The 22,869-nt window shown below is 41.7% G+C and carries 19 protein-coding genes, 1 tRNA gene and 1 riboswitch; of the genes, 11 read left to right on the top strand and 9 right to left on the bottom strand.

The window, feature by feature from the left end:
* Positions 1–46 precede the first annotated feature (46 nt).
* Complete coding sequence (gene fabI, locus CDG77_RS05050; RefSeq protein ID WP_094328314.1) at positions 47–823, bottom strand: enoyl-ACP reductase FabI; 777 nt, start codon at positions 821–823, stop codon at positions 47–49.
* A 381-nt stretch (positions 824–1,204) separates the two neighbouring features.
* Here fabI and ntcA point away from each other — a divergent pair, with 381 nt between their 5' ends.
* From ntcA to CDG77_RS05035, 3 genes are all read left to right on the top strand, one after another.
* Complete coding sequence (ntcA, locus tag CDG77_RS05045; protein ID WP_008233817.1) at positions 1,205–1,876, top strand: global nitrogen regulator NtcA; 672 nt, start codon at positions 1,205–1,207, stop codon at positions 1,874–1,876.
* A 168-nt stretch (positions 1,877–2,044) separates the two neighbouring features.
* Entirely contained in the window at positions 2,045–3,535 is a 1,491-nt protein-coding gene (locus tag CDG77_RS05040; protein ID WP_094328313.1) for a DUF3084 domain-containing protein, read from the top strand.
* Positions 3,536–3,650: 115 nt separating this feature from the next.
* A complete protein-coding gene (locus tag CDG77_RS05035) occupies positions 3,651–4,106 on the top strand; it encodes a Holliday junction resolvase RuvX (RefSeq protein WP_094328312.1) in 456 nt (151 codons plus the stop codon).
* Between the two features lie 20 nt (positions 4,107–4,126).
* Here CDG77_RS05035 and CDG77_RS05030 read toward each other — a convergent pair whose 3' ends face one another.
* The 3 genes from CDG77_RS05030 to mrdA (CDG77_RS05020) all read right to left on the bottom strand — a co-directional run bounded on the left by CDG77_RS05030 (position 4,127) and on the right by mrdA (CDG77_RS05020) (position 9,699).
* Positions 4,127–5,305 carry a hypothetical protein gene (locus CDG77_RS05030; protein ID WP_094328311.1) on the bottom strand — a complete coding sequence of 393 codons (1,179 nt, stop codon included), beginning with the start codon at positions 5,303–5,305 and terminating at the stop codon, positions 4,127–4,129.
* 415 nt (positions 5,306–5,720) lie between these two features.
* Positions 5,721–7,541: a penicillin-binding protein 2 gene (gene mrdA / locus CDG77_RS05025; protein WP_094328310.1), complete on the bottom strand. Its 1,821-nt coding sequence runs from the start codon at positions 7,539–7,541 to the stop codon at positions 5,721–5,723.
* A 310-nt stretch (positions 7,542–7,851) separates the two neighbouring features.
* Entirely contained in the window at positions 7,852–9,699 is a 1,848-nt protein-coding gene (gene mrdA, locus CDG77_RS05020) for a penicillin-binding protein 2 (RefSeq protein WP_094328309.1), read from the bottom strand.
* A 199-nt stretch (positions 9,700–9,898) separates the two neighbouring features.
* Between mrdA (CDG77_RS05020) and CDG77_RS05015 the strand changes: the two genes are divergently transcribed.
* Together CDG77_RS05015 and CDG77_RS05010 are read left to right on the top strand one after the other, a co-directional pair.
* Positions 9,899–11,026, top strand: coding sequence for an ABC transporter ATP-binding protein (locus CDG77_RS05015; protein WP_094328308.1), 1,128 nt, complete (start codon positions 9,899–9,901; stop codon positions 11,024–11,026).
* A gap of 138 nt (positions 11,027–11,164) precedes the next feature.
* The gene (locus tag CDG77_RS05010) at positions 11,165–11,611 is read left to right on the top strand and encodes a hypothetical protein (RefSeq protein WP_094328307.1); all 447 of its coding nucleotides are present in this window, start codon (positions 11,165–11,167) and stop codon (positions 11,609–11,611) included.
* 146 nt (positions 11,612–11,757) lie between these two features.
* Here the strand turns inward: CDG77_RS05010 and CDG77_RS05005 are convergent, their stop codons facing one another.
* Complete coding sequence (locus CDG77_RS05005) at positions 11,758–12,531, bottom strand: MlaE family ABC transporter permease (RefSeq protein ID WP_094328306.1); 774 nt, start codon at positions 12,529–12,531, stop codon at positions 11,758–11,760.
* A gap of 283 nt (positions 12,532–12,814) precedes the next feature.
* Here CDG77_RS05005 and CDG77_RS05000 point away from each other — a divergent pair, with 283 nt between their 5' ends.
* The 4 genes from CDG77_RS05000 (at position 12,815) to CDG77_RS04985 (ending at position 16,845) form a co-directional block, all read left to right on the top strand.
* On the top strand, positions 12,815–13,144 hold the full coding sequence (locus tag CDG77_RS05000; RefSeq protein WP_094328305.1) for a hypothetical protein: 330 nt from the start codon (positions 12,815–12,817) through the stop codon (positions 13,142–13,144).
* A 296-nt stretch (positions 13,145–13,440) separates the two neighbouring features.
* On the top strand, positions 13,441–14,868 hold the full coding sequence (locus tag CDG77_RS04995; protein ID WP_094328304.1) for a DUF456 domain-containing protein: 1,428 nt from the start codon (positions 13,441–13,443) through the stop codon (positions 14,866–14,868).
* A 516-nt stretch (positions 14,869–15,384) separates the two neighbouring features.
* Positions 15,385–15,600: a hypothetical protein gene (locus CDG77_RS04990; RefSeq protein ID WP_094328303.1), complete on the top strand. Its 216-nt coding sequence runs from the start codon at positions 15,385–15,387 to the stop codon at positions 15,598–15,600.
* A gap of 282 nt (positions 15,601–15,882) precedes the next feature.
* Positions 15,883–16,845: an extracellular catalytic domain type 1 short-chain-length polyhydroxyalkanoate depolymerase gene (locus CDG77_RS04985; protein WP_094328302.1), complete on the top strand. Its 963-nt coding sequence runs from the start codon at positions 15,883–15,885 to the stop codon at positions 16,843–16,845.
* A 44-nt stretch (positions 16,846–16,889) separates the two neighbouring features.
* On the opposite strand, the gene CDG77_RS04980 is transcribed toward CDG77_RS04985, so the two are convergent.
* Both CDG77_RS04980 and CDG77_RS04975 read right to left on the bottom strand, forming a co-directional pair.
* Positions 16,890–17,633 (bottom strand): cobalt-precorrin-6A reductase, encoded by a 744-nt coding sequence (locus CDG77_RS04980; RefSeq protein WP_094328333.1) that lies wholly within the window; start codon positions 17,631–17,633, stop codon positions 16,890–16,892.
* A complete protein-coding gene (locus CDG77_RS04975; protein ID WP_094328301.1) occupies positions 17,633–18,052 on the bottom strand; it encodes a DUF1636 family protein in 420 nt (139 codons plus the stop codon). Before CDG77_RS04975 ends, CDG77_RS04980 begins: the two co-directional genes overlap by 1 nt.
* 22 nt (positions 18,053–18,074) lie before the next feature.
* Positions 18,075–18,238: riboswitch (cobalamin riboswitch) on the bottom strand.
* Positions 18,239–18,406: 168 nt separating this feature from the next.
* Between CDG77_RS04975 and CDG77_RS04970 the strand changes: the two genes are divergently transcribed.
* A tRNA-Val gene (locus CDG77_RS04970) sits at positions 18,407–18,480 on the top strand.
* Between the two features lie 372 nt (positions 18,481–18,852).
* Positions 18,853–20,457: an NAD(P)H-quinone oxidoreductase subunit N gene (locus CDG77_RS04965; RefSeq protein WP_094328300.1), complete on the top strand. Its 1,605-nt coding sequence runs from the start codon at positions 18,853–18,855 to the stop codon at positions 20,455–20,457.
* Between the two features lie 277 nt (positions 20,458–20,734).
* On the opposite strand, the gene CDG77_RS04960 is transcribed toward CDG77_RS04965, so the two are convergent.
* Positions 20,735–22,102 carry an ATP-binding protein gene (locus CDG77_RS04960; protein WP_094328299.1) on the bottom strand — a complete coding sequence of 456 codons (1,368 nt, stop codon included), beginning with the start codon at positions 22,100–22,102 and terminating at the stop codon, positions 20,735–20,737.
* An 84-nt stretch (positions 22,103–22,186) separates the two neighbouring features.
* Positions 22,187–22,729, bottom strand: coding sequence for a methanogen output domain 1-containing protein (locus CDG77_RS04955; RefSeq protein WP_094328298.1), 543 nt, complete (start codon positions 22,727–22,729; stop codon positions 22,187–22,189).
* Positions 22,730–22,869: the final 140 nt, after the last annotated feature.

Here is a 22,869-nt window from a genome sequence, read left to right as displayed (position 1 = left end):
GTGAGGAGTTAAAAATTCATAACTCATAACTCCTAACTTTATCGTGTCACATTCCCATAATTTCATATCCTGCATCTACATATAGAACTTGTCCGGTAATCCCACTGGACAAATCACTACACAAGAAAGCGGCAGTATTCCCCACTTCTAACTGAGTGACGGTACGGCGTAGGGGAGCTACTTCTTCTACATGATGAATCATATCCAAAATTCCACCCACTGCTGAAGATGCTAAGGTGCGGATGGGGCCTGCGGAGATGGCATTGACGCGGATATTTTGCGGCCCTAGTTCAGCAGCTAGGTAGCGCACACTCATTTCTAATCCTGCCTTGGCAACTCCCATAACGTTGTAGTTAGGGATTGCCCTGACACCACCTAAATATGTCAAGGTGACGATACTTCCTCCCTCTGTCATCAAAGGTTTAGCTGCACCACTTAACTGCACCAGCGAATAGGTACTGATTTCTAAGGCAGTGTTGAAGCCAGAACGAGAGGTTTGGCTAAAATCTCCAGTCAAATCGTCTTTGCTGGCAAAAGCCAAACAATGGATGAGGATGTCTAACTTCCCCCACTGTTCGCGGATTGTCTCAAAGGTAGATTGAATCTGCTCCTCATCTTGGACATTACAGGGAAGAAATAAGCTTGGGTTGAGGGGTTCTACCAACTCCGCAACTTTTTTCTCCATTTTGCCGCGTTCATCCGGCAGGTAGGTAATACCAAGGTTTGCTCCGGCTTTATGCAGCTGTTGGGCGATGCCCCAGGCGATCGAGCGGTTATTGGCAATACCTGTAACAAGAGCATTTTTTCCAGTCAGATTTAGCATAGAAATTATTAATGCGATCGATCATTAGGAGCATACTAGAATCTGAGGCACGTTTTGTCTTTGTTTTATACAGGATTTGCAAAAATGAATATTGGTAAGAGTGTTTGCTGCGTGTAAAAATCTTGATTTTTCCTAAAGATTTTCTCAAGATATCTTTATTTGTTCTTTAAAAAACCCTTTTTAATAGAGCTATTGGAACTACTTATCAACAATTAGTAGCTGAAAGGATCAACAATTATGTATCATTATAAACAAAGAGTTATGAAGTGATTTGTTTGAGTATAGGAAAGTACAGAAAGGTTGACGGTGCTTTATTCATTTTTCAGGTGTATTCTTAGGTAATCAGTTTTTGTTTTTCCGGCATTGGGTAGGGGAAGGGAGATGATCGTGACACAAGATAAAGCCCTAGCAAATGTATTTCGTCAGATGGCGACCGGGGCGTTTCCGCCAGTTGTGGAAACGTTTGAACGCAATAAAACGATCTTTTTTCCTGGCGATCCTGCCGAACGAGTTTATTTTCTTTTGAAAGGTGCTGTTAAACTTTCTAGGGTGTACGAGGCAGGAGAGGAAATAACAGTAGCATTGCTTCGGGAAAATAGTGTTTTTGGTGTTTTGTCATTGCTGACAGGAAATAAGTCGGATCGGTTTTACCATTCGGTTGCATTTACGCCTGTGGAATTACTGTCAGCCCCAATTGAACAAGTAGAGCAAGCACTCAAGGAAAATCCAGAATTATCAATGTTAATGCTGCGGGGTCTGTCTTCGCGCATTTTACAAACAGAGATGATGATTGAAACTCTCGCTCACCGAGATATGGGTTCCAGATTGGTGAGTTTTTTGTTAATTCTTTGTCGAGATTTTGGCGTTCCTTGTGCTGATGGGATCACTATCGATCTGAAGTTATCTCATCAGGCGATCGCAGAAGCAATTGGTTCAACTCGTGTTACCGTTACTAGGCTACTAGGGGATTTGCGTGAAAAGAAGATGATTTCGATCCACAAAAAGAAGATTACTGTGCATAAACCTGTTACCTTAAGTAGGCAATTCACATAAAATCAATGGGAGAAAGGGGAATCGGCGCGTGTTCTATTTTGAAAGATGACACTAATAGCTAGAGGTAAATCTAAAATTGAATAATTTCAGCTATTGCCAATTTCCACTTCTTTCCAGACAATGCTTAAAAGTAGTAGGCTGTATCTGGAAGGATTTCGGTAGCTAAAGATGACCACCGGATACATCCTCATCGCAGCAATTTTAATCTTGGGAGGCGTAATTGCCACCGTGGGCGATCGCATCGGCACACGAGTTGGCAAAGCTCGCCTCTCACTTTTTAAGCTTCGTCCGAAAAATACTGCTGTAGTAGTAACTATTTTTACGGGCGGTTTGATTTCAGCATCAACGTTAGGAATTTTATTCGCTGCCGACGAAGGCTTGCGAAAGGGAGTCTTTGAATTAGAAGATATTCAAACAGACCTCAGACAGAAGCGGGAACAGCTAAAAACCGCAGAAACTCAGAAAAGTCAGGTAGAAAGCGAGCTAAATCAAGCTAGACTTGCCCAAACAAAAGCACAACAAGACTTGCAGGTAATTAATCAATCCTTGCAGGCGGCAAATGCCAAACAACTCCAAACACAAGCTCAGTTGAACCGCACCATTAGTCAACAAGCCCAAACTCAAACTCAACTGCAACGCACTCAAGGTCAGCTGGGACAAGTTGTAACTCAGTACCAAAAAGCTATAACTCAGTTGCAAAGCGTTTCCAGTCAGAGGAAAGAGCTACAGGCGGCAGTTGAACTACTAAAGACAGAACGACAACGACTGTACGCTGAAGCGAAAAAAGCCATTGACGAAGCCAAAACAGCGATTGAAAAACGCGATCTCGAACTTGCTAACCGTCAAGAAGCCATAGAAGTGCGCGATCAAAAAATTGGCCAACTCGATCAATTAATTCAAAAGCGGAATGTAGAAGTTGCAGTCCGAGAGGAAGTGATTGCCAAACGGGAATCGCGCCTAAAAGAATTGGAAGCACAACAGGAACAACTAGAACTGGAAGTTGCAAGGTTAGAGAAATATTATCAGTCTTACCGTGACCTGCGTCTAGGTAAGCTGGCCTTAGTTCGCGGTCAAGTTCTATCTGCTGCTGTAATTCGTGTTACCCAACCGGCTGCTGCTCGTCAGGCTGTGGTACAACTTTTACAAGAAGCCAATCGCAATGCCAACCTGGAATTAAGTGAGCCTGGGGCAAATCCTGCAAATGTAGAGCTACTGCGTGTGACTCAGGATAGAGTTGACCAATTGAGCAAGCAGATTAGCGATGGTCAAGAATATGTGGTGCGAATTTTCTCGGCTGGGAACTACGTCAGGGGAGAAAAGCAGATAGAGTTTTTCGCTGATACAGCCCGAAATCAATTAGTTTTTTCGGGAGGTGCAGTGCTAGCCACAACTACTGCCGATTCCAAAACCATGACATCCTATCAGTTACAGCAACGGCTGGAAATACTAATTTCTGCTTCCCAATTTCGGGCCCGTAATGCCGGAATTGTCGAAAATGTGCAAGTAGAAGGGACTTTCTTGCGTTTTATCGCCCAATTAAGACAGTATAATCAGCCGTTGGAGATCAAAGCGATCGCAGCAGAGGACACTTATACAGCCGGCCCATTGAGAGTAAAATTAGTGGCAATAGTCAACGGACAAATAATTTTTAGTACTTAAAACATTATTTGCACGCTGTTATTAGTAAGATTTAAACATATTCAACAGCAGTCAAAATAATTGCTGTGGTTGTATTTATTGATTTCTAATTCTTAATTTTAATTTTTAATTTCTTATGACTTTCCGCGAATTTTCACCAACGCAACCAGTCATATTGGGCTTCGATCCAGGTCGAGATAAGTGTGGTTTAGCGGTGATGGGACTGGATCGGCAATTGTATTATCATCAGGTCGTGCTAGCAAAAGAAGCGATCGCTACCATTGAGACCCTGCGTCAAAGGTTTCCGATCTCCTTGATGGTGATGGGAGATCAAACTACAGCCAAAGAGTGGAGACAGAAATTATATCAGGAATTGACAGAACCTCTGAGTATTATTTTAGTGGATGAGCGCTATACAACCTTAGAAGCACGCGATCGCTATTGGCAAATGTTCCCACCCAAAGGGCTAATAAAGCTATTGCCACAAGGTCTGCGACAGCCACCAAGACCGATAGATGACATAGTTGCCATCCTCTTAATCGAAAGATACTTAAATCGGCTTACTGAATCAGCAGTGAGGAGTTATGAGTGAGGAGTTACGCCTAATGTGAATTAAATAGGTTGAGACTGGAAAGTGAGAAGATCAATATCAAATTTCCTAGCGATCGCGGCGATTATTTCTTGCTCAAGTGGTGTAGTCTTATTGTCAAGCTGGGCAATTTTGTGACATTGAGCCAGCAAGGGTATGGCAAAATCGCGATTCAGCTGATTAAGCAGTATATCTAAAGACTTTGGTGATTTGATATTTTGGGCAATGGCATCCAACGAGGTAGGACTGAGTTTTACAGCTTGTAATTCCGGCAAAATTTCTTCCAAAGTCTTGTCTGGATGGCTAGCAAGGATCATGTGAACTAAAATTTGATCCATAATGGCTTCTTGAGCGATCGCACTTTCTAAATACTTTTCACTTTCTGCTTTTAATGTTTTTAGAGTCTGTGGGGATGCGAGGGAAATTGATTCATTTAGCTTGGCTTCGTAAAATCGACAAGCAGCATAGCCCAATGAATAGATCATCGTCGCATTTGAACTAGCTGCGATCGCAGCGCCCGCCAATGGCACATTTCGTAACAAGCCTAATCCCGCAGCTTTCAAAAGACGACCTCCACCCAAAGCCAGACCAAAAATTGCCAAAATTTCACCTTTACGGGCAGGATCTTTTAAATCTAGCTCGTAGACTGATGCAATTTGATAAAGCATTTCTGACTGCAATTTGGTTGTCGCTGTTAAATCAATTGCCAACAATGCAATTGCTATTCCTGGCAAAATACTAGTTGCTAGTCCAACTGTACCTGCTTGAGTGGCTTTTTCCATCATGATTCGGTGAGCAATCTGGCTAGGTAATTCATTCGGATAGTTTTGCTTAAGCTTGTTTACTTCCGCTTCTGCTTTTTCCAAATCAACAAGGTTATTATCAGCGATCAGCCAATTTAGATTTAACACTCCAGATAGTTTTCTAATCAGCCAATTTTCGCTGAGGCGATCCACCACCTGACCGCTGGTTTTAGTTGTTTCCTCAATGAATTTATGTGTTTGTTTTCCTGTTGCTTCTCCCACTTCTATTGCTGTGTCTAAAACTGCTTTGCCAGTCTGAGCAACAGTTGTAACAAAAGACTCTAATATAGAGGGTTCATTAGCTACTGGTGATTGAGCCTGGATTTTTATTTCTGAAGTTTCTCCGGGTGAATTAACTGATTTATTCACTACTATTTCTTGTTGCGGTTTGTCTGCCATGAATTGACACCATCTTCTAGAGCCTCTCTAAATTTTTAGCGAATTATAAGCGGCTATACATCTCTCTACAAACGTAAATCTCAGCGAAGTGTCTCCAGGTAATAGGAAAAATAGGAAACATGAGGTAGATAAGGGGTAGAGAAGAGATTGAAGGACGCAGGAGGCAGGAGGCAGAAGGTTTTTTCACTTATAGGATTCAGCGCAAAGTTACTCCTCTTGGGGAGACCCCAAGAGGAGTAACTTTGTAAGAGAGACCCCTCCTGAAAAAGAGCCACAAAACAAGAAAATTTGGAGTTCTTGTCTTAAACCCAAGACCATAGCGGTCGCGGCTGTTACAGAGCGGAGCCGGAGGCGGAGCGGCTCCGGGGCAGTTTTCCTCCAACATCCTCGATAATCAATACCCCATTCCCCAATTTCATGCTTTCTTAGGCGCTGGTTTCTGATACTTACCTGGATACTTGCGCTGAAAATATTCTTCCATAATTTGTAAAATCATTGGTGCAGCAATGCTCCCACCGCCACCGCCGGAATGTTCAGCAAAAGCCACGATCGCAATTTCTGGTTGTTCAGCAGGTGCATAAGCACCAAACCAAGCGTGATTTTGTTTAACACGACCTTTCCAGGCTTCAGCAGTACCACTCTTACCAGCGACTGGGGGAACTGTTGGCTGCTTCAAAGCTTTGCCAGTACCTTCAGCTACTACTTTCCGTAGTCCCTGACGGAGAATACTTATGGTTGTTGGTTTTATATTTAAAGATTCTCGCCAGCTTTTTGCTTCTTCGTTGTCTTTAAGCAAATGCGGCTGGACTCGGTAGCCACCATTAGCGGGTATGGCAAACATGACTGCGACTTGCAGAGGTGTTGTTTGTAAAGCACCTTGACCAATTGACATATTAATGCTGTCGCCTACAGTCCAAGGTATTTTCCAAGCTTTCTGCTTCCATGCTTCATCTGGTACTAAACCTGTTGCTTCTTCGTTGGCAAACTCAAATCCGGTTTTTTTACCAAATCCATATTTGCGAGTCCATTCAATTAAAGTTGGGCCGCCGACTCCGCGACCAATTTGATAGAAGAAGGTATCACTACTCCACTGTAATGCCCCGACAAAACCCAACGGCCCGAATCCGGCGTGATTCCATTCACCAAATCGAGTCCCGCCAAAACTTAAGGAACCGTAGGTTTGCAAGACTGTGCTAGGAGAAAATTTACCTGATTCTAGACCGGCAGTGGTGGTGACAATTTTGAAGGTGCTAGCGGGTGGAAAGGCGCTGAGGGCGCGATTTACTAAGGGATGATCTGCACCTTGCACAATTTTCCAATCTTTTTGGGTGAGTTTCTGCTTCGAGAAAAGATTGGGGTCAAAGGTGGGGTGAGACACCATTGCTAAAACGGCACCATTCTTTGGATCAAGGGCCACGATCGCACCATCGCGATCGCCTAAAGCTTTTTTTGCTGTCTTTTGCATATTTAAATCTAGGGTCAAGTGCAAATCTTTACCAGGTTTCGCTTGCTTCTCACCCAAAACCCGGAGCGGTCGACCTGCACCATCCACTTCTACCTGCTGACCACCCCATTCACCCCGCAGAGTTTTCTCATAAGCTTTTTCAACTCCCATTTGACCAATCACATCACCTAATCGGTAGCCTTCCTGCTTCTTTTCTTTTAACTGGTCGGCGGTCAGTTCTCGCGTATACCCTAATACATGTGCTAATTCCTTGCCGTGGGGGTAGTAGCGAACGGCTTCTGTATGAATTTCTACGTCTTTAAGTTCGGTTTGATACTCCTTCAATGCCGTAATTTGCGCTTCATTCAAGTCGCGGGCAATTCGGATCAGTGAAGAAGAGTTAGCGCCGGCCTCTTCTAATTTCTTTTCCATCTCTTCTTGAGAAACTTCCAGAATTTCAGATAGACGCGCTCCCACGACTGACCAGGCAGGCTTTGTATGTGCCATCGGCCACAAATATATAGAACGAGGATAGCGAGTACTAGCTAAAAGTTTACCATTGCGGTCAAAAATGTTGCCCCGTTCTGGTTGTTTGGGAATCATCCGAATTCGATTTGACTCGGCTCGTTTTCGGTGGTTCGTTCCTTCAGTAATTTGCAAATATGCCAAACGAACGCTGATTCCCGTCATCATCAATAGAGTAAATATAATTAAAAATATTGGCTGGAAACTCTGTCCAACTGTACGTGTATTTTTTTTCCCACCAAGTAGAGATGGTTTCAATATAGCCATAAGACAAAGAAGATTTCAAAATTAAGATTATCTGCAAACAACTCTGCTGAATTCTTAGCAAGTATTTAACCACAAACTAATCGGCAGTGATTAATTATTTTCAATTGATCCCATAGGTCTAAAACCCTTATGCAATGGGAATTACGAATTACGTTAGTTCAGCGTCTCATAGAGAGCGTCATTACGAATTACGCAAAGCGCTACTAGTACACCACGGCGTAAATAAAGCTACCATTTCAAATCAACGAAAGGCTTACGCTGTATTCATTTTGAATTTTGAATTTTGAATTTTGAATTCCGCCTTGCGGTACTAGTCTCCAGTGCCATGTCCTGAATTCTGAGTTTTTGCTTCTGATGGATCGGGCTGAGGTTTTTTATATTTACCTGGATACTTGTGCTGAAAATAAGCTTCTAGCACTTGTAAAACCATCGGCCCACAAATAGTACCGCCATGTTCGCCGGAGTTTTCACCAAAGGCCACAACTACGATTTCCGGCTTAGTACTTGGGGCATAAGCACCAAACCAAGTATGATTTGGGCGACCGGCACCAGCTTCAGCAGTGCCACTTTTTCCAGAGGCTGGGGCAATTGTGGGCACATCCAAGTGTTTGCCAGTCCCCTCACTTATCACCCTCCGCAGTCCATCGCGGAGAACTTTGATCGTTTCTGGCTTCATATTTAAAGATTCCCGCCAACTTTTTGCTTCTTCGTTGTCTTTGAGCAAATGCGGCTGAACTCGATACCCGCCATTAGCAGGGACAGAAAACATAATCGCCGATTGTAGCGGTGTCACTTGTAAAGCACCTTGACCAATTGACATATTAATGGTATCGCCTACAGTCCAAGGTGTCCTCAAAACTTTCTGCTTCCATATTTCATCTGGAACCAAGCCTATTGATTCTTCGTTAGGAAATTCAATGCCAGTTCTTTGACCAAATCCATATTTACGGCTCCATTTGATTAAAGTTGGGCCACCGACTTTTCTACCAACTTGATAAAAGAAAGTATCACTACTCATAGCTAGCGCTCTAGGAAATCCTAATGGCCCGAATCCGGCGTGGTTCCACTCACCAAAAGTCACCCCACCAACGGTAAGGGAACCAAAGGTTTGTAATATTGAGCCAGGAGAGAATTCACCTGATTCGAGTCCGGCTGTTGTAGTCACAATTTTGAAAGTGCTGGCGGGTGGAAAAGCACTCAAAGCCCGATTTACTAAGGGATGATCTTTACCTTGCAAGCTTTCCCAATCTTTCTGGGAGAGTTTTTGTTTGGAGAAAATATTCGGGTCAAAGGTGGGGTAAGATACCAATGCTAAAACAGCCCCGTTGTTTGGATCGAGTGCTGCGATCGCACCTCGTTGATTTCCCAAAGCTTTTTCTGCTGCCTTTTGCACATCCAAATCTAGAGTTAAGTGCAAATCGTTACCAGCCTTTGCCTGTTTCTCCCCTACAACTCGGATTGGTCTACCCGCACCATCTACTTCCACTTGCTGACCGCCCCATTCGCCCCGCAGCACTTTCTCATAAGCCTTTTCCACCCCCATCTGACCGATGACATCTCCTAATCGGTAGCCTTCCTGTTTCTTGCCTTTTAGCTGGTCGGCGGTCAACTCTCGCGTATAACCTAATACGTGCGCCAATTCTTTACCGTGAGGATAATAACGTACAGAATCTGTATTAATTTCCACTTCTGGGAGTTCATTTTTATACTCCTTTAGTGCCGTAATTTCTGCTTCATTGAGATCGCGGGCAATTCGGATGAGTGAAGAAGAATTAGCACCTGCTTGTTCTAATTTCTTTTCCATTTCATCTTGCGGAATGTTGAGAATTTGCGCTAGACGCGGGCCGACTACAGACCAGGAAGGCTTAGTATGTGCCATCGGCCACAAATATACAGAGCTAGGATAGCGAGTACTGGCTAAAAGTTTGCCGTTGCGGTCAAAAATATTTCCCCGTTCCGGTTGTTTAAGAATCATCCGAATTCGGTTCGCTTCGGCTCTTTCCCGGAGTTTTGGACCTTCAACAATTTGCAAATATGCCAAACGCGACCCAATGCCAGCGATCATTAATAGGGTAAATACGATTAAAAATATTGATTGCAAACCATGTCCAACTGTACGCGTATCTTTTTTGCTGCCAATTGATGGGAATAAAGACATAAGACAAAGAATGATTATAAGAGCGGTATTATTTGTACACAATTACCCTAAACTCATCCCCAGTCATGGGTATGAAAGAATCGGGCTATATTCTTGAACAATTGTTTTTGGCGGATACAATAAACCAAAGTGTCAAATCTAGTCTGCCCAATAGACTACTGACAAAATTACGTAAGATCACGGCATTCTACTAAGGATTATGGCTCAAATTTTCATCCAGAATCAGAGGGGGATAACAACTTTTCAGCCACTTGATGTTGAACTGCGTAATGTGTTCAAGTTTTTTAACCAAGAACCAGCAGTACATGGAATAGATTTGGATGTCAGACAGGGAGAATTTTTTAGTATTTTAGGCCCCTCCGGTTGTGGCAAAACAACAACACTGCGCTTAATTGCTGGCTTTGAAATCGCTGATGCTGGCAAAGTGTTGATTCAGGGTCAGTCTATGACTAATGTGCCGCCTTACCGCCGACCCGTCAATACTGTATTTCAAAGTTACGCTCTATTCAACCACCTGAATGTCTGGGATAACATCGCCTTTGGACTGCGGTTAAAAAAAATCCCCAAATCGGAAATTGAAATTAGAGTTCAAGAAGCTTTAAAAAGAGTGAAAATGGAAAGTTTGCGATCGCGTTTTCCCAGTCAACTTTCTGGTGGTCAACAGCAGCGAGTCGCCTTAGCAAGGGCCTTAGTCAACCGTCCCACCGTCGTCCTACTAGATGAACCTTTAGGGGCGTTAGATTTAAAACTCCGTAAAGAAATGCAGGTTGAGTTATCAAATTTACACAAAGACTTAGGAGTAACCTTTGTGATGGTGACACACGACCAAGAAGAAGCATTATCTTTGAGCGATCGCATTGCCGTTATGAACCAAGGCAAAATTGAACAAGTTGGCACTCCCAGTCAAATTTACGAACGTCCCCAGACATCTTTTGTTGCTGATTTTATTGGCGATACTAATTTATTCAGTGGTGAAATTGTCGCCGTAGATTCCTCTAATATTAAAATTTCAACAAAAACAGGACTCTCAATTATCATTAGCCGCACTGAAGATACGCCATCTCAATTATCACAAGGAGTAGTAGTGAGTGTGCGCCCAGAAAAAATACAGCTTTCCCTTTATCCACCTAATTTGCCAGCTAACTCTTTTGAAGGACGGCTTGTCAATGTTATGTATTTAGGCACACACGTTAATTATGTTGTGGAATTAACAAATGGTATTAGCATAAATGTATTGCAACCTAATACTTTTGGTGCTTTACCAGACCGCGATACACCTATCTACGCTTGGTGGGCAGAAAATGATTGTTTAGCTATTAGTCAATAGTTATAATAATTTGCCTTCAAAAAGACTCATATTTGATTGCGTGAAAAAACTCATTACAACTCAAAGAGCCTTTTTTTTCGTTGCCTTTACCTGTTAAGCCAAGTAAGTTCAGAGACCTTGTACTAGGAATATTAACCCATGTCAATTTTGAAAAGAGTTCCTTGGGTGTCCCTGGCACTAGTATTGCTTAGTTACAGTACCTTGGGCTGGGTAATATCTGAAACACACGCGCCTCGCTCTGTGTGGGTTCTAACCGTGGTTGGTATTTTGCTTTTAATAGTGACGTTGACCACTCCTTGGCCGAAAATGACATATTACCTCAATACTTTGCTTAAATCAAATATTAAGTCTTTCGGTGTTGCCGTTTTAGCAGCTTTCTTGTTTTTTATTATGATTGCCTGGTTTGGGGTATTTCTTGATACTTTACTCATTATTTCGGCAACTATATTAGTCAAAATAGACTTTCAAAAAGCAGGTCTTAGGCAAAAGCTAGCTTTTTTGACTACATCTATCTTTTCGTTGTCAGGTTTAGCTTTGGGTGCGCTAATCTACAATTTAGTATATTCCCAAATGCCGCTAAGATGATGAAGTATACTAAAAAAGCTAGTGATGCCTGCGGCAGGTTGCGCCAACATTTCATAACTGAATCTTGCTTACCTAAATATTTATTTTTACTTAAGATTCCCAACTTTTTCACGAGGTTGAGAATCTTGTTTTATACTTACTTAGATTTAAAATGCAGGCTGTTCAAATAGCAATAGAGAAAGGAAAAAATCCATAATAAAAATGGATACCCAACTAGTAACAACTGCTTTTGTTGCCGATTCTCCTACTTCCTTAGCTCCACCCTTAGTAGTTAAACCCCAACTACAACCAATCACAGCAACCAGCACTCCAAAAATAAATCCTTTTAGCAAAATAATAAACAAATCTGATGGTTGTAAAAAATTTCTGACTGATTCTAAAAATGTTTCCGGAATAATTTTGTAAAACTGGAATGCAGCAAAAATTCCGCCGAAGATACCAGTTACTAAAGCCAAAATCGTCATCAAAGGCACCATCAAACTACAAGCAATTACTCTAGGAAGTACTAGATAATCAATTGGATCGGTTTTCAGCATATAAAGTGCATCGATTTGCTCTGTCACCCGCATTGCACCTATTTCTGCTGCAAAAGCAGAACCGACTTGTCCCGCCATAATACTAGCGGTTAAAATTGGAGCCAATTCTCTACAAAAAGCTAAAGCAAAAGCGCCTCCCACAGCATTTTCAGCCCCAAATCGGACTAATTCTCTCGCTGTCTGAATAGTAAAAATCATTCCTGCAAAACCGCTAACAAGGAGAACTGGAGAGATAGAACCGGGCCCAGCAGTCACCAGATGTTGCAGAATTTTGCGGTAGTAAGTTTTTCCCTGGAGTAAATGTAGCCACACTTGACCGAAAAGCAGCACTGCTGCACAACAGCGTGCAATCTCAGATTGCTCAAAATTTGTTTTTAGTCGCAATTTTATCGTCCTTAAGACTGGCTTTTTTTTTGCAAATATTGTTATTTATATCAATTCTCCAAAATAAGACTACAGATACAAATGGTGGAAACCCAGCCAGATGTAATCTGACTTTCTCAATTACGTAGACGCACGAAGTGCGGCTTCCCGCAGGATATTACGAATTGGTATTAGGGTATGGTACATGAACACAATCAAGTTTGAGACTTTTCTGCTAAATACAAAGTGTCTAACTAGTATTTTATTTTTACGTGAGTCTCGAAATTTTGTTAAATAATTTTTTATGAACAGGATAAAAACAGTAGCATTAGTGTTATTTTTAATACTTAACTTATCCGCAGCATATCCAGCTTTTGCATCTGTATGCCGCAATTACGATGTTGATGACAGACTACACCAACGCCACCAGATTTGCATTATCAGTATAAACCGAAGTGCTAAAAATTATTGGGAATACAGAGCAGCCGTTAGTGTCGATGGGGTAAAAAGACCGACTGAGGTTTACAATTGTCGCGAACGAGTTAAGGTTCTAGATAATGGGACTATTTTGCCCTTTGAGCAAAAAGATCCTGGTGAGATGATATGTAGCTTTTTTAATTCTTCTCGACGGTAAACACGCGCCAGATAATAAAGACGGTGAAACCTAGATAGGCGAATACTGTTAGCCATTCTTGCCAGCTACCAAATGCATTATTCATCAGCAAAAGCCAGAAAATTAATATTTTTCAATCCTATACCTGAAGGTACAGAGAAATAATAGTTTGAGATAGTTTTGCGTAATTTATCAGTTGTAGTTGAGCAATTTAGCAGCACTTGCTCGGACTGTCTGCGTATTAAATAAAACTATTGTTCAGAAACTTTTAAGAGATTTTATCGGTCTGGTTGTGCAAATTCTGCAAAAATCAGCCAATGTCATCTTCTGCTCAAGGTATTCCCGGATTACCCGATTTGACGCATCCGATTGAGCTTGTTCAATTTGGAACCCAGGCGCTCAAAGCTTCACTGTTATTGGTATTTTTGATCGTAGCTTTGGGAATTGCGATCGCACTAATAAGTTTTTCTCTCCGTCGCAGCCAGCCGGAACAACTTATATTCATTGGTGAATGGGCTGTTGGTTATTCCCAACTGTTGCGGGGATTACAGCATTTAACTCTAGTATTAGTTTTGTTAGTACCAGGATTTTTTCTCTGTTCAACTTTGAGCAATCGCTATCACTACTGGGAACAAGCAAGGGTAGCTCAAGTGACTGAAAGTGTTGCAGGTGAAAAGCTCGAACAACTTGCCCCGCAAGTGCGCTACACTATCCAGGAGCCATACTCATATAACACTCAAGTCGGTAACAAAATAGTCAAGGTAAATGAGACACGAAACATTAACCGCTTCTTGACCTTGGCTGGTTCGCAAATTCAAGTCAAGCTTGACCAAAGTGTAGATGTTCCAGGTCGTAGCTCAATTTATCGGGCAGATTATACTGCCGATTATAAAGTAATTAACCAACTCAAGGATATTAATAATTTTTTCTTTGAAGCACCGCCACCCAATGGCTACACATTGCTTTCTAGCTACAAAATCGAGCGTGACGGGACAAGGTTGCAACAAACCAATCCAGGAGACTATGGTTTTCCCTTCCGGCTGCAACCAGGGGAAGAAACTACCTTTCGAGTCACCTATCAGGCTAGAGGTGGGCCTCGCTGGGTTTATAGTGCAGCAGGACAGATACTATCTAACTTCCGTCTCATAGCAAATGCTAACTTTGCTCCGGCTAATTTTGCCAGTGGTATTGAACCTGATGAGATTAAATCTGACGGACGCAGTACGCGATTTACTTGGAAATTTGACGAGAATGTTTCAGTCAAAAATCCATTTGGAGTCTTTACCAACACCGAACCGATTCGGAATACGGGGGTAATTCCGCGTCTTTTATTACTAGCACCAGCAATATTTTTGTGGTGGATATTGTTGTTGTATTTATCACTACCAATGAGTTTCAAAAATGTTGCGATCGCTGCTAGTATTTTCTTTGCTTGTCTATTGATTTTGACCTATCTGGCTCGTGTCATCAATGCTCAGTTGGCTTGGACTTTAATTTCCATCATCTTACTAATTTTGACATGGGGATTGGGAGCTAGTCGCAGTGCTTCCCTGGCTGCAATTATCTGCACTATTGCTGGAGCAGTATTACCCGTATTTGGATTGTTAGTACCCTACAGCGGCCTCACCCTTAGCCTAGCGGGTTTACTTTCAGCCGTTTGGCTAGCAGTTCGTCACTGGTATGGGTGGTACACTTTGCATCCAGAAGACCGAAGATTGCAGACTCAAAAAAATGCTCAAGATTAGTTGATTTCGCTATGATTAGCAAAGTTTTAGCAAATAGCATTTATGGATAACGATTTACTGGCTTTCTTGACGGGTGCTGGATTACTTGTCCTCTATCTCATCTTTTCTGCATTGACTGAAATGGGAACTAAATTGCCTTGGAAGAAATAAGCTCATGGGGCGATGAAGTTGGTAAAGGTAGCACTTTTACCTTACTCTGCTGTTATTTGAGACTTTCCAAAATCCTAATTTAGAAATTGCTCATTACGTAAGTATGACTTTAGTCATGCTTAAATTATGACTTTATTACCATTTATCTTTCTATTTAGTGTTTTAAACTCAAAGTGACACATCAATCTTAATTGAGTCGTAAGACAAATAAGATTTCCTCCAAATTTAGGTTCACTTTTCTTAATGGGAAATTCCTGATGACAAAGGGATTTTTAAATATCATTTGTTTAGGTAAAAAGTAGAACCTAAATCATTTAGGAATGTTGTAGTCAACTAAACCAAAAATGACTGATAGGAGATTAAATAATGAAGCGGATTTTTGTTGGCACTTTACTTGCTTTACCACTTATAATTGGTTCCTTGCCATCACAGGCATCGGCAGCAGAGATAATTGTCAGACCTGGGGTTCAGAGACATAATGTGGTTAGCCGTTATGTTGTTCACAAAAAGTTAATTCGTGGTCATTGGGAAAGAACAAGATCCGGTCGTCGTTGGGTTCCTGCTCACTACGTAAGAGTTTAATATATCTGCTGCATTTAGCAGTGATGTTGTAATCGACTTCTTGCAAAATACCAATTCTCTAAGAAGCTGCATTTAACTCCCCTTGGTCAAACTTGGGGCAAAATTACCTTGTTCGATGCAGCCTCACAAATAATCGGTATAAGCCTGATTACTTTTAGCTGATTAGCATGATTAAAACTAACACTTTAGAAAGAGTGTTAGTTTTAATTTTATCCTACTTCAGATAATAGACAAAATACACTAATTATAGTAAAAATATTCTTATCAAATTATTGAACGAACATGAATATATATCATAGCTATCAATACTTTAAGAAAATTATTACTTCCTTACTTGTAATTAGTTTAGTAACAGCCTGCAATTCAATCAAAGCGGATGAAATACATACCTCTCAACCAAAAATATTGAGTGGTGATAGTTATGGACAGATAAATAATCAAGGACGATTACGCACTTACTATCTTTATACTCCAAAATCTTACGATCCAAACCACCCAATGCCATTAGTTTTAGTATTTCATGGAGATGCTGGTAGTGGTCATTCGATTAGTGATGTTACGCGCTTTAATAATTTAGCAGAGCAAAAAGGATTTATTGTTGTTTATCCAGATGGAATTAATCAAAAATGGAGCCTTAGAGGTAATTCTCAAGGAAAGATAGATGATGTTTTATTTGTCAGTGCTTTAATCGATAATCTGAAGCAAGAAAGAAATATTGATAGTCATAAAATCTATGCCACTGGTTTTTCTAGAGGCGGAATACTTACCCAAGCTTTAGCATGTAAGCTATCTGATAAAATTGCCGCTTTTGCATCAGTAGCTGGCTCTCTTCCAGTTCGGCTCAAACCTAATTGCCAACCTCAGACTCCGATCTCAATGATGATCGTTAACGGTACAAACGATCGAGATGTTCGTTATGAAGGTGATGACCACACTCAACGAGGAGCGCTTGTTTCTATTTCAGACATGGTAAGCTTTTGGCGATCGCACGATCGATGTATTTCACCCAGCCCATCGCCACTGCTTTCTGACACGAACTCTAGCAAAAGCTCAAAAGTGAAAGCTACTCAGTACTTAAATTGTAGTGGCAACTCAGAGGTCTTACAGTTAGCTGTAGTAGATGGGGGACATTTTTGGCCTGGTGGTGCTTCAACCGATCCGAACCTAAATAAATTCAATGCTAAACTTGGCTTGAATGCCAGTCAGACAATTTGGGACTTTTTTCAACGCCACAGTTTATCTTAAGCTGATGAAAGAAAATTCCCCATCGAAGCTTTTGCCTGATTGGACTAATCGTGTAACTTGTCAAATAGCCATGCCAAAACACCATCAACATCAGCAACCTGCTCTCCTGGCGGTATGGCTGGACGGTTTATCATAACGACCTTCACACCCAGTTCTCGCGCTGCAACAATTTTGGGCTTTGTGGCATCGCCGCCGCTATTTTTGCTCGCGATGGTATCAATATTATTATCAATCAGGATTTGCCTTTCATTATTGAGGGTAAAGGGCCCGCGATCGCACAATATCCTTCCTGCGGGTACTAAAGCATCATCAGTGGGAGGGTCAATCATCCGCATCAGAAACCAAATTTTCTCTAGGTGAGCAAAGGCGGCTAGTTCTTGCCTCCCAACTGTCAAAAATACTCGCTGTGCCTGGTTTTGCAGAGATGTGGCGGCGGCTTCAACGCTGTCAACTTCAATCCAGCGATCGCCACTTTCTTTTTCCCAAGGCGGGCGAATTAACATTAGATGGGGTACTCCAACTTCAGTTGCAGCATCTGCCGCATTGAAGGAAATCTGACTTGCAAAAGGATGGGTTGCATCAATTAATAAGTCGATTTGCATTTGACGCAAATAGCTAGCCAATCCCACCACACCACCAAAGCCTCCAACCCGGAAATCGCCCAACGGAATTGATGGTTCACGGGTACGACCAGCTAGAGACGTGATTGCTTCTAAGCCTTTAATAGTCGCCACTTTAGCAGCTAGTTCTGCGGCATCTCCCGTCCCACCCAGAATCAAAACGCGCATCATTGAGATAAAGGTGGAATCTTTGCCAAAATGCCCTTTTTCAGCGCTTCTGGGCGTTCTGACCAAGGTAGTAAACCATCTGCTTTGCCATAGTATTGACTAGCGCATTCTAGTACCGCAGATGCACTACCATCAACGGCTAAATCGCCAAACAAATATGTTAATTTACCTTTGGCAGCAAAGGCAACTACACAAGAACGATTGCAAGCACTCATGCATTCAACTTCTTGAATTGGGAATTCATCTCGTAAGTTCCAATCTTGTGCAAGCTGCTGAAGTTGGTTTAGAAGTTTTTGACCGCCACTTTCACCTAAGCGTTTTCCCTCTTGCCAAACGCTAGCACAAGTTTTGCAAACAAATAAAGTATGGTCAGCAACACCCAAGGGATTCGTTGGGGAAATATTTACAGTAGTAGTCATCTGTACCTCGCAGAGATGTGGAACTGTTAAATCTATTTCGGTGGGCATCCTGACTCACTGAATTTGGAATTTTAGATTACATCTCAAATTGGTTCACAGTTGCTCCCAAGCGCCGGATTTGCACCGAACTTTCCCCGTTACCTCTGGTAGCTGCTCCCCACCAGAACCGAATGACCTTATCGATCATACACTAGGGTCATCTGAGAAAATTTTAATCAATTGCGATCGACTCGGTTTTTGCTACAGATGAGAAATGACTCCTGAACTCTGTTTGATAATAAACTTCGCCTGATTTGGGTCTTTTTCTTGCTCGATTCAAGAAGTATATGCTAATATTGATAATCGTGTGGTTAAGGACGTATAGCTCAGTTGGTTAGAGCGCTACGTTGACATCGTAGAGGTCACTGGTTCGAATCCAGTTACGTCCATTCTAAATTTGTACAGTGACTAATTATTTGTCGTAGGTGACAAATAAGTGTCGTTATGACTAATTATCTGTCTTTGTGACAAGTTAATGTTATTTAAGCGCATTATAAAAAGTTGAGTCCATTTGTTGCCTGCCACCAAAAGACTTTAGATGACTTTTTAGAAAAATTCTGGATATATTACCGAAAATTATTAGCTTACCGAGATTCCCCTAGTCCAGATAAAGCCTAAGAGCTTCTAGCGCCGCTTCTCGATCGAATTTTGCTAATGTTAAATATTAAGCTCTTGTTCAAAGAGGTAGTCCGGGAATTAGAAAACTTGCTAGAGTGAACAGAGTTAGCCTTAATGTCTAATCGCCAAAACCTATACATATCATGGATTTTGCTAATATTGCATCCCAGTTGAACGCTGGAACGATTTTACCAGAGGGGATTGTTATTCTCACCCTCTTGGGGGTTTTGATTGTTGATTTGATTTTGGGGCGTACATCCGCACGCTGGATTGGATATCTAGCGATCGCAGGTTTATTTGCTTCCATTGTCGCCCTATATTTTCAATGGGACAATCCTAATCCCATCTCTTTTACCGGTGGCTTTAATGGTGATGACCTGAGTATCGTCTTTCGCGGCATCATTGCCTTGTCTGCGGCTATTACCATACTGATGTCAATTCGCTACGTCGAGCAGAGCGGCACCCCATTAGCAGAGTTCATCGCTATTTTGCTGAGTGCTACTCTTGGAGGGATGTTTTTATCCGGGGCTAGTGAGTTGGTGATGATTTTCATCTCCCTAGAAACCCTGAGTATTTCCTCTTACTTGTTGACAGGTTATACCAAGCGTGACCCACGCTCCAATGAAGCGGCGCTGAAATACTTGTTAATTGGAGCTTCCAGTACAGCAATATTCTTGTACGGTGTATCACTGCTGTATGGGCTATCTGGAGGACAAACTGAACTAAGTGCGATCGCAAATGGCATTGCCACAGCAAAAGTGGGACAATCTTTAGGTTTAGTGATTGCCTTAGTTTTTGCGATCGCAGGTATTGGCTTTAAAATCTCTGCCGCACCTTTCCACCAGTGGACACCAGATGTTTACGAAGGCGCTCCCACCCCAGTCATCGCCTTTTTATCTGTCGGTTCCAAAGCAGCTGGGTTTGCCCTAGCCATCCGCTTACTGACAACAGCCTTCCCCCTTGTTGCTGATGAGTGGAGGTTTGTCTTCACTGCTCTAGCCGTTCTGAGCATGATTTTGGGTAACGTAGTCGCCCTAGCTCAAACCAGCATGAAACGAATGCTAGCTTATTCATCCATTGCCCAAGCTGGGTTTGTGATGATTGGCTTGATTGCTGGGACACAAGCAGGGTATGCCAGTATGATATTTTACCTACTGGTTTACTTGTTCATGAACCTGTGTGGCTTTACCTGCATCATCCTGTTCTCACTGCGGACAGGAACCGACCAGATTGCCGAATACTCTGGTTTATATCAAAAAGACCCACTCCTAACACTGGCGTTGAGTATTGCCCTGCTTTCCTTGGGTGGTATTCCACCATTGGCTGGGTTTTTCGGCAAGATTTACCTATTCTGGGCTGGTTGGCAAGCAGGACTTTATTGGTTAGTCTTGCTGGGCTTAGTTACCAGCGTCGTTTCCATCTACTACTATATTCGCGTAGTTAAGATGATGGTAGTCAAAGAACCCCATGAAATGTCCGACGCGGTGAAGAATTATCCACAAGTGCGTTGGGATTTGCCTGGGCTAAGACCCTTGCAAGTCGGGTTGGTGGTAACATTAATTGCTACTTCCATAGCAGGAATTTTGTCGAATCCACTGTTTACATTGGCGAACAATTCCATCTCCCATACCCCATTTTTGCAAGCAACAATCAACAGTAATGTCAAAGCACAAAATCTACTGCTTTTGCCAAAGTTAGATTCGGTTAGTCAGTCTCAACCTTCAGTTGATTCTACCGCTAAGATTTAACCGAGTCTCAGTACAACTTTGTTATCAAAGACACGCCTGTTTGCTAATTAGCAGACAGGCGTTTGTCATACAGCAGTTTTTTTGCCTGAAGTACAAAGCTACAGGTTGGGAGACAGGAGATAGAAATTATTTATATCTGATTTTGAGTCCTACGTTTTGTAACTCAGTTAATCACAAGCCATTGTATTTTTTTAATCTTCTTACTGGATGAAGATGTGCCTATAGAACTCTACCCAAATAAAGCGCAAGATGATATAAGATTGCCATAATTTAAACTTTATGAGGCTGAGTTAATAGGTATCTTGATAACAAATTCTGCGCCTTTGCCTGGAACAGAAAAACAGCTAAGTTGTCCGCCATGTTTTTCAACTATAATCTGATAGCTTACAGATAGCCCTAGTCCCGTGCCTTTACCCACGGGTTTAGTAGTGAAAAACGGATCGAATACTTTTGAGTGAACTTGTTCATTTATTCCCAAACCATTATCAGCAATACTAATCGCTATCCATTTTTCATCGATTACCTCAGTTTTGATTTTAATTTGGGGATGATTATTTATCTGCTTTTGATTGTCAGTTATTTGTGAATTGGCTGCCAACGCCTCCAGTGCATCAATAGCATTAGCAAGAATATTCAGAAATACTTGGTTAAGTTGACCAGGATAGCAAATTACATTGGGTAATTGACTATATTTTTTGATGACTTGAATTTCTGGATACTCATGCCTAGCTTGCAGTCGATGCTCCAAAATCATTAAAGCACTATCAATTCCTTCATGAATATTAACTTTCTTAAGTTCGGCTTCATCTAGTCTGGAAAAGTTACGTAGTGATTTAACAATTTCCTGAATTCGCTCTGTTCCCACTGTCATTGACTGGAAGAGTTTAGCAATATCTTGAATCAGAAACTCTAAGTCTATTTCTTCTAGCTCCTGTTGAATTTCGGGAGTATTTGGACAAACTTGTTGATAAATTTCCACCAATTTCAGTAAATCATGAGTGTATTTCTGGGCGTGGTGAAGGTTCCCATGAATAAAACTCACGGGGTTATTAATTTCATGAGCAATACCAGCGATCATCTGTCCTAAACTAGACATTTTCTCGGCTTGGATAAGCTGAGTTTGGGTAAGTTGTAGTTCCTTTAGTGTTTCTTGTAAAGCATTTGTACGCTCCTCAACCCGAATTTCTAGCTCTTGATTAGCTTCCTTGAGTGCTTCCTCTGCTTCTTTACGTCTTTGCACTTCCTTTGCTAACTCATCAATTTTCTGGTTTAGAAGAAGAAAATTATTGCTGGCTAAAGTTCTATTTTCTAAGCGTAAGAGAATTAAAGCTGAAGATTCAGGAGACCAAGGTTGAATAACGGCTCCTTGGCTACGACATATTAACGTTTGTCCATCATTATTTCGTAAAGTCAAAGAGCCAATAACCATTGCTCTACTACTTGAACAGGCTTGCAGGTACTTGACAACATCCTCAGTAGACTGAGTTACAAGTTCAAAGAGCATTCTTCCTGGCAGTTCTTGACGGCGTAACCCCAGGATCTCTGCTACTGGTTGATTGGTAGCTAACAACTGACCGTCTCCACTCACCAGGAGTAAAGGTTCTGGTAAAACTCTGGCAAATTCAAGAAATTGTTCAGGAGTCATAAGGCTTCCAATTTCATGGTTCGATTCTAATTTACATATCTGCACTCAAGCTTGTATATTGGGGTTGTTTTAGCGATGAAGAGTTTACACAGATTCTAGTCCTCTAAAGTATTCTCTACCTTCTGCATCCTCTGCCTCTTCTGTAAATTTTAAGTAAACAATAACTCTACATCCAGAAGCACCCTGTGCTATGGTCTCTTGCAATTCTACTTTCGCATATCCCAGATTATTAGCTGCGATCGTCCCAAAAACGTTTGAAGTCATCATACACATGGCAGGGCGATCTAGCACTTTTTCCCCAAAAGGGCAGACGCGGTTGCCAAAGACAATTTTTTCATCATCCTGCTCGATAATATAAAAATCGCCTTGAATTCGTTTTTTTAAATCAATCAAGACATCAGCGACCTGCTTACGGGAAAGTTTAGAGACTTCCAGGGCGGATTTGTAATCTTGGTTGATCTGCCTAGCCATCCTTTCACCAACTACGCTAATAAATCCAGCAGCTTCTTCTAAGCCAACTACATCCTGCAAAGTACCAGATAATTCTCTGATTAATGTACGTAAAAATATATCGCGTTCTAAAGAAAGATTAAGCGTAGCTATCGAATGATTAAGTGCATTAGTCATGAATTTTGAGGACACTATTTTGTAACTACAGTTATAGAGTTCCCCAAAAAGTCTATAAAATAACTGCTGGATATCTTTCTTTAGAGTATTTGGTGCTTGCTTTTGTTTCTAATGAATTGTGATGACGATCGCAAATTCGG

The organism is Nostoc sp. 'Peltigera membranacea cyanobiont' 213 (assembly GCF_002245975.1).
In the GTDB taxonomy this organism is placed as follows: domain Bacteria; phylum Cyanobacteriota; class Cyanobacteriia; order Cyanobacteriales; family Nostocaceae; genus Nostoc.
This window is presented reverse-complemented; position numbering and strand designations above follow the sequence as displayed.

Excerpts from the sequence above, each read along its gene's own strand:
- CDG77_RS05040 (WP_094328313.1), top strand. The coding sequence starts at position 2,045 with ATGACCACCGGATACATCCTCATCGCAGCAATTTTAATCTTGGGAGGC.
- CDG77_RS04955 (WP_094328298.1), bottom strand. The coding sequence starts at position 22,729 with ATGACTAATGCACTTAATCATTCGATAGCTACGCTTAATCTTTCTTTA.
- CDG77_RS05010 (WP_094328307.1), top strand. The coding sequence starts at position 11,165 with ATGTCAATTTTGAAAAGAGTTCCTTGGGTGTCCCTGGCACTAGTATTG.
- CDG77_RS04995 (WP_094328304.1), top strand. The coding sequence starts at position 13,441 with ATGTCATCTTCTGCTCAAGGTATTCCCGGATTACCCGATTTGACGCAT.
- CDG77_RS05030 (WP_094328311.1), bottom strand. The coding sequence starts at position 5,305 with ATGGCAGACAAACCGCAACAAGAAATAGTAGTGAATAAATCAGTTAAT.
- CDG77_RS04960 (WP_094328299.1), bottom strand. The coding sequence starts at position 22,102 with ATGACTCCTGAACAATTTCTTGAATTTGCCAGAGTTTTACCAGAACCT.
- CDG77_RS05000 (WP_094328305.1), top strand. The coding sequence starts at position 12,815 with ATGAACAGGATAAAAACAGTAGCATTAGTGTTATTTTTAATACTTAAC.
- CDG77_RS04965 (WP_094328300.1), top strand. The coding sequence starts at position 18,853 with ATGGATTTTGCTAATATTGCATCCCAGTTGAACGCTGGAACGATTTTA.
- CDG77_RS04980 (WP_094328333.1), bottom strand. The coding sequence starts at position 17,633 with ATGCGCGTTTTGATTCTGGGTGGGACGGGAGATGCCGCAGAACTAGCT.
- mrdA (WP_094328310.1), bottom strand. The coding sequence starts at position 7,541 with ATGGCTATATTGAAACCATCTCTACTTGGTGGGAAAAAAAATACACGT.
- CDG77_RS05035 (WP_094328312.1), top strand. The coding sequence starts at position 3,651 with ATGACTTTCCGCGAATTTTCACCAACGCAACCAGTCATATTGGGCTTC.
- CDG77_RS04985 (WP_094328302.1), top strand. The coding sequence starts at position 15,883 with ATGAATATATATCATAGCTATCAATACTTTAAGAAAATTATTACTTCC.
- CDG77_RS04990 (WP_094328303.1), top strand. The coding sequence starts at position 15,385 with ATGAAGCGGATTTTTGTTGGCACTTTACTTGCTTTACCACTTATAATT.
- mrdA (WP_094328309.1), bottom strand. The coding sequence starts at position 9,699 with ATGTCTTTATTCCCATCAATTGGCAGCAAAAAAGATACGCGTACAGTT.
- fabI (WP_094328314.1), bottom strand. The coding sequence starts at position 823 with ATGCTAAATCTGACTGGAAAAAATGCTCTTGTTACAGGTATTGCCAAT.
- CDG77_RS04975 (WP_094328301.1), bottom strand. The coding sequence starts at position 18,052 with ATGACTACTACTGTAAATATTTCCCCAACGAATCCCTTGGGTGTTGCT.
- CDG77_RS05015 (WP_094328308.1), top strand. The coding sequence starts at position 9,899 with ATGGCTCAAATTTTCATCCAGAATCAGAGGGGGATAACAACTTTTCAG.
- ntcA (WP_008233817.1), top strand. The coding sequence starts at position 1,205 with ATGATCGTGACACAAGATAAAGCCCTAGCAAATGTATTTCGTCAGATG.